The 5,234-nt window shown below is 62.7% G+C and carries 7 protein-coding genes; 4 read left to right on the forward strand and 3 right to left on the reverse strand.

The genetic code is table 11. The annotated features are described in order from the left end of the window. The 4 genes from EN750_RS17370 to EN750_RS17385 form a co-directional block, all read left to right on the forward strand. Positions 1 to 239 (forward strand): MTH938/NDUFAF3 family protein (locus EN750_RS17370; protein WP_245480104.1); only part of this gene is annotated, 239 nt, incomplete at its 5' end. A gap of 1 nt (position 240) precedes the next feature. Further along, entirely contained in the window at positions 241 to 1,083 is an 843-nt protein-coding gene (locus EN750_RS17375; RefSeq protein ID WP_189526265.1) for a phytoene/squalene synthase family protein, read from the forward strand. A gap of 77 nt (positions 1,084 to 1,160) precedes the next feature. Further along, positions 1,161 to 1,595 carry a hypothetical protein gene (locus EN750_RS17380; RefSeq protein WP_127397141.1) on the forward strand — a complete coding sequence of 145 codons (435 nt, stop codon included), beginning with the start codon at positions 1,161 to 1,163 and terminating at the stop codon, positions 1,593 to 1,595. Continuing rightward, complete coding sequence (locus tag EN750_RS17385; protein WP_189367825.1) at positions 1,595 to 2,545, forward strand: sterol desaturase family protein; 951 nt, start codon at positions 1,595 to 1,597, stop codon at positions 2,543 to 2,545. The genes EN750_RS17380 and EN750_RS17385 overlap by 1 nt, the downstream gene beginning before the upstream one ends. Positions 2,546 to 2,556: 11 nt before the next feature. On the opposite strand, the gene EN750_RS17390 is transcribed toward EN750_RS17385, so the two are convergent. From EN750_RS17390 to trmFO, 3 genes are all read right to left on the reverse strand, one after another. Next, positions 2,557 to 2,850, reverse strand: a complete 294-nt coding sequence (locus EN750_RS17390) for a type II toxin-antitoxin system ParD family antitoxin (RefSeq protein ID WP_189526266.1) — start codon at positions 2,848 to 2,850, stop codon at positions 2,557 to 2,559. A gap of 67 nt (positions 2,851 to 2,917) precedes the next feature. Beyond that, positions 2,918 to 3,484: a hypothetical protein gene (locus tag EN750_RS17395; RefSeq protein ID WP_127397144.1), complete on the reverse strand. Its 567-nt coding sequence runs from the start codon at positions 3,482 to 3,484 to the stop codon at positions 2,918 to 2,920. A 3-nt stretch (positions 3,485 to 3,487) separates the two neighbouring features. Then, a complete protein-coding gene (trmFO, locus tag EN750_RS17400; RefSeq protein WP_127397145.1) occupies positions 3,488 to 4,897 on the reverse strand; it encodes a methylenetetrahydrofolate--tRNA-(uracil(54)-C(5))-methyltransferase (FADH(2)-oxidizing) TrmFO in 1,410 nt (469 codons plus the stop codon). Between the last annotated feature and the right edge of the window lie 337 nt (positions 4,898 to 5,234).

Genomic DNA, 5,234 nt, shown 5'->3' on the forward strand with positions numbered 1-5,234 from the left:
ATCCTCTGGTGCTGACGGTGGCGGATTTCGACAAGCTGCTGGCTGAGGCCGGCAAGGTCGAGATCCTGCTGGTCGGCATGGGCAGGGATCTCCGGCCATTGCCCGCCGCACTGCGAGCCGCGCTGAAGGCTGCCGGCATTGCGTCCGACCCGATGTCGACCGGTGCCGCGGTACGGACCTACAATGTCCTTCTGGCGGAAGAGCGCGCCGTGGCCGCCGCGCTCATCGCCGTCGATTGACATGTCCCAGAATGCCAAAATCGTCATGGACGCGGTGCGCGCCGCCGACCATGACCGCTATCTGACCGCGCTCTACGCGCCCGACGACAAGCGCGACGCGCTGTTTTCGCTCTACGCCTTCAATGCCGAGATCGCAGGAATCCGCGATCGCATCCATGAAGCGCTGCCGGGCGAGGTGAGGCTGCAATGGTGGCGCGATGTCATTGCCGCTGGCGGAGAAGCGGGCGCCGGCCATCCCACAGCCGAAGCCTTGAACGCCACGATAGCGACGTTCGGCCTGCCGAAGCCGGCCTTCGAGAACATGCTCGATGCACGCATCTTCGACCTCTATGACGACCCGATGCCGTCGCGCACTGACCTGGAAGGCTATTGCGGCGAGACTGCTGCCGCGCTCATCCAGCTTGCGGCGATGGTGCTCGATCCCGTCGGGGCGCCGCGCTTTGCCGATCTGGCGGGCAGGGCAGGCTGTGCGCAGGCGATGACCGGCCTGTTGCTGCTGTTGCCGCTGCATCGCCAGCGCGGACAGTGTTTTGTCCCGGCCGATATTTTGGCGGCGGCGGGATCGTCGCCGGAAGAATTCATTGCTGGTGATGGCGGACCCGGCGCCAAACGCGCGGTGGCGGCGATGATGGCGCTGGCACGGGAACATCTTTCCGCCTTCGAGCAAGGCGCACCGACCTTGCCTGTCTCGCTGCGTCCGGCATTCCTGCCGCTCGCCCTGTCACGTGCCTACCTCGGCAAGATGGAGAATGGTTCGCCGCTCGAAGGCGTGGCGCGGCTGTCGGCCTTGCGCCGGCATTGGCTGCTGCTGCGTCGCGCGGGCCAGGGCTGGCCGGCACTTTGACGTAAACGTCAATCATGTTAAGACTTCCCCGCGCCAAAACTGTTGCCGAAGACAACAGACCGGGCCGGAGGAGATCAATGAGCTTACCTGTACTGGTCGCGATCGTTGCCTTTGGCATCGCGCTGTCGGTTGCCGCGGTGCATTTCACAGGCGGCAGCAAGACGGCGACGCTGGCCGGCATTGATCAGGCGAGGAGCCGCTTCGCCGAGGATTTTCCCGACGAGATCACAGCAGCGGTTCGACTGACGGCGGATGGCCGATCGGCTTTCCTCGACCTCGCGCGAGGGCGCATCGGCATCGTTCACGGCATCGGCGACTGCTTTTTGACCCGCATCGTCACGCCTCAAGATGTCGCGGTTTTGAACGCCGAAGATGCGAACACGGTCTCGTTCCGGCTCGCCGATTTCACCTGGAAGGGCGGCCGCTTCCGCTTTGCCAGCGCAGTGGATGCGCAAGGCGTGCTGAAAGCACTTGAGCCGCAACATTCAAATTCCACCAGGCAGGCCGCATGATGGACAGCTACAATTTCCCGCAAGTCACCCAACTGGCCATCCCGTTCTTCGTGGTCGCGATCCTGATCGAGCTTTGGTTGGTGCGCACCGGCCGTGCCAAGGGTTCGTTCGAGACGCGCGACACCTTGACCAGCCTGATGATGGGCACCGGCAATGTCGTTGCCGGGCTGCTGCTTGGCGTCGTGTCTTACTGGGCGCTGCTGTGGCTGTGGCAATTCCGCGTCTTCAATCTCGGCCTGTCGGTCTGGGTTTTTCTGGTGGCCTTCCTGCTCGATGATTTGCGCTACTATGCCTATCATCGCATCGCGCACCGGGTGCGCTGGGTGTGGGCCGAACACGTCAATCATCATTCCAGCCAGCACTACAATCTGTCGACGGCGCTGCGGCAGAGCTGGACGGGCCTGTTCACCTTCATGTTCGTGCTGCAGGCGCCGCTGGTGCTGCTCGGCTTCCACCCGGCGGTGATTGCCTTCACCTTCGGCTTCAATCTGGTCTGGCAGTTCTGGATCCACACCGAGACCATCGGCAAGATGTGGGGCTGGTTCGAATTCGTCTTCAACACGCCGTCACACCACCGCGTCCACCACGCCACCAATCCGCGCTATCTCGACGCCAACTATGCCGGCACGCTGATCATCTGGGATCGCATGTTCGGTACCTTCGTCGGGGAACTGGAAGAAGACCGGCCGCGCTACGGCATCGTCAGGAACCTCGGCACCTTCAATCCGCTGAAAGTGGCGTTCCATGAATGGATCGGCATGTTCAGGGATGCGTTTGCGCCAAGGCTGACGGTGCGCGACCGCATCAACTACTTGATCAAGCCGCCGGGGTGGAGCCATGACGGCTTGCGCGAGACTTCGGAGAGTTTGAAGGCTGCCTATGTCAGGCGAAATCCTGCTGAGGCGGGGAAGCCGGGATTGCCAAGCGTGGGTGTCGAGCCCGCCGAGTAGAACTTCTTATGTCAGGAGGGTCCGTCGTCATCGCTGTCGTTGGCCAATTGCGCGATTCGTTCCCTCACTTGCGCGATGGCGTGATCCAGCGGAACAGCGGGACGGGTATCTTCGATCGAAGCCTTTATCTTGGCCCGGATCGCGGCTAGGCGCTCGGCATGCTCCTCTTCCTCGCGCTGGAAGGCCCGGAGCGCCGCGCGGATGACTTCGCTCGCCGAGCCGAAAGAGCCGTCTTCGACTTTTTGGCGGATAAGGCGGGCCATTGCTGGCGTGACTGTGACAGAAAGTTTCTCGGCGAATTCCATGGAACGGCTCCCATTGGACAGCAAGTAGGATTGATCCTACTTCATCCGTGCGGCCAACGATGAGGTCCTAGCGCCTGGGTTTCGCCCGGCCGGCTTCCGAACCATCCGGCATGGTGGCGCTAATGCGCCGAGTTGTGCCGAAATGCCGGCCGAATTCACGGCCCCCCAAATCTGTAAAATTGGCTTCGAACTCAACCAGCGCGTCGACGATAGCCGGCGCCTCCGAGCTGGGAGCCTCCTGCGTGAATCGTGCACTGAGGTAGACGCCATGAGGATGTGAGGGATCCAGACGGGCTTGGATCGCCCAGAAGGATGACAGCGAATAGAGCGCTTTCATGAGATCCAGAAGGAGCCGGTCATTGTAGGGACCTTCGACAGGCTGAACGGCAATGATTCTCTTTAAGCTTCGATCGCGGTTCTCATTGTAATTTTCATTTTCGTACAGCCAACCTTGGCCTCCGTGAGGCTCACCTATTAGCGCCTCGATAGCGGGTATATGAACTTCGCGCAGCTTCCGCAGGTTGGTGCATCTGACATAGATGCTCCAGCAAATTTCGTAGTCGCCGGCGAAAGGTTCGCCACTCGGCGGCAGGTCCGACGGCAGAAGCTGGTGCAGCTCGGAGCGCTTGGCCATGGACTACTCGGCGGCTTGCGCTTGCACCGGCAGCCCCAGCCATTGCCGGCAATCGGCACGTGCGCGCGAGGTGATCGCATGCCGCTTGGCAACGGTCTTGTCCTTGCCGCGCATGCGTTTGCCTTCGGTCTTCGGCGCCTCCACCGGCGGGAACAGGCCGAAATTGACGTTCATCGGCTGGAAGGAGCGCTTGCCCGGCTCATCGTCGGACACGATGTGCCCGCCGGTGATGTGGTTGAGCAGGGCGCCGAAGGCCGTGGTCAGCGGCGGCAGGGACGGTGAGTGGCCGAGACGCTCGGCTGCGGCGAAGCGGCCGGCAAGCAGACCGATCGCGGCACTTTCGACATAGCCTTCGCAGCCGGTGATCTGGCCGGCGAAACGCAGGCCGGGCCGCGACTTCAGTTGCAGCGAAGCGTCCAGCAAGGTCGGCGAGTTGATGTAGGTGTTGCGGTGCAGGCCGCCGAGGCGGGCGAAATCGGCGTTTTCGAGACCCGGTATGGTGCGGAACACGCGCACCTGCTCGGCATGCTTCAACTTGGTCTGGAAACCGACCATGTTGTAGAGCGTGCCCAGCGCATTGTCCTGCCGCAGCTGCACCACGGCATAGGCCTTTACGGTCGGATTGTGCGCGTTGGTCAGCCCCATCGGTTTCATCGGCCCGTAGCGCAGCGTCTCGACGCCGCGCTCGGCCATGATCTCGATCGGCAGGCAGCCGTCGAAATAGGGCGTGCCTTCCCATTGCTTGAATTCGGTTTTCTGGCCGTCGACCAGCGCTTGCACGAAGGCAAGGTACTGGTCCTTGTCCATAGGACAATTGATGTAGTCCTTGCCGGTGCCGCCTGGCCCGACCTTGTCGTAGCGCGACTGGAACCAGCAGGTATCCATGTCGATCGTGTCGAAATGGACGATTGGCGCGATGGCGTCGAAGAAGGCGAGCGCATCGGCGCCGGTCGCTTCCGCGATCGACTGGGCAAGCCCGGGGGCGGTCAATGGGCCCGTGGCGACGATCGCCTGGTCCCAATCCGCCGGCGGCAGACCAGGCACTTCCTCGCGCTGGATGGTGATCAGCGGGTGTGCTTCGAGTTTTTTCGTCACGGCATCGGCGAATCCGTCGCGGTCGACGGCCAGCGCGCCGCCGGCCGGAACCTGGTTGGTGTCGCCGGCGCTCATGATCAACGAGCCGGCCAGCCGCATTTCGGCATGCAACAGGCCGACCGCGTTGTTGTCGGCGTCGTCGGAGCGGAAGGAATTGGAACAGACGAGCTCGGCCAGGCTGTCGGTCTTGTGTGCATCGGTGCCGCGAACGGGCCGCATTTCATGCAGGATGACCGGAACGCCGGCCTGCGCTGCCTGCCAGGCGGCTTCGGAACCGGCGAGGCCGCCGCCGATGATGTGGATTGGATTTTTGCTCATGGACGCCGGAATAATCGCTTGGTGCGGCGATTGCAATTGCCGTGCGCGGTGCGGGGCAAACGGCTGCAGATGGGAGCGCCTCCTGAAACGACAACACCCGCCGGGGAGGAGGTCCGGCGGGTGTCGTTTTTGGGGTCGACCCTCGGGAGGAGGTGAAGGCCGACCATATTCGTCATCGCCGGGGAGGAGGTCGGCTTTGACGAAATTCCTTTCGCCATTTTTAAAAGGGGCGAAACCTCTGGAGCAAATTCGCTTTACTCCGGGGAAAACAGCGCCCGCCGCGGGAGGAGGTGCAGCGGGCGCCGTTTTTGTGGCCAACCCTCGGGAGGAGGTGAAG

Source organism: Mesorhizobium sp. M7A.F.Ca.ET.027.03.2.1, assembly GCF_003999175.1.
In the GTDB taxonomy this organism is placed as follows: Bacteria; Pseudomonadota; Alphaproteobacteria; order Rhizobiales; family Rhizobiaceae; genus Mesorhizobium.

Bases quoted from the DNA above. Each gene is read 5' to 3' on its own strand.
- EN750_RS17375 (WP_189526265.1), top strand. From the start codon at position 241: ATGTCCCAGAATGCCAAAATCGTCATGGACGCGGTGCGCGCCGCCGAC.
- EN750_RS17380 (WP_127397141.1), top strand. From the start codon at position 1,161: ATGAGCTTACCTGTACTGGTCGCGATCGTTGCCTTTGGCATCGCGCTG.
- EN750_RS17395 (WP_127397144.1), bottom strand. From the start codon at position 3,484: ATGGCCAAGCGCTCCGAGCTGCACCAGCTTCTGCCGTCGGACCTGCCG.
- trmFO (WP_127397145.1), bottom strand. From the start codon at position 4,897: ATGAGCAAAAATCCAATCCACATCATCGGCGGCGGCCTCGCCGGTTCC.
- EN750_RS17390 (WP_189526266.1), bottom strand. From the start codon at position 2,850: ATGGAATTCGCCGAGAAACTTTCTGTCACAGTCACGCCAGCAATGGCC.
- EN750_RS17385 (WP_189367825.1), top strand. From the start codon at position 1,595: ATGGACAGCTACAATTTCCCGCAAGTCACCCAACTGGCCATCCCGTTC.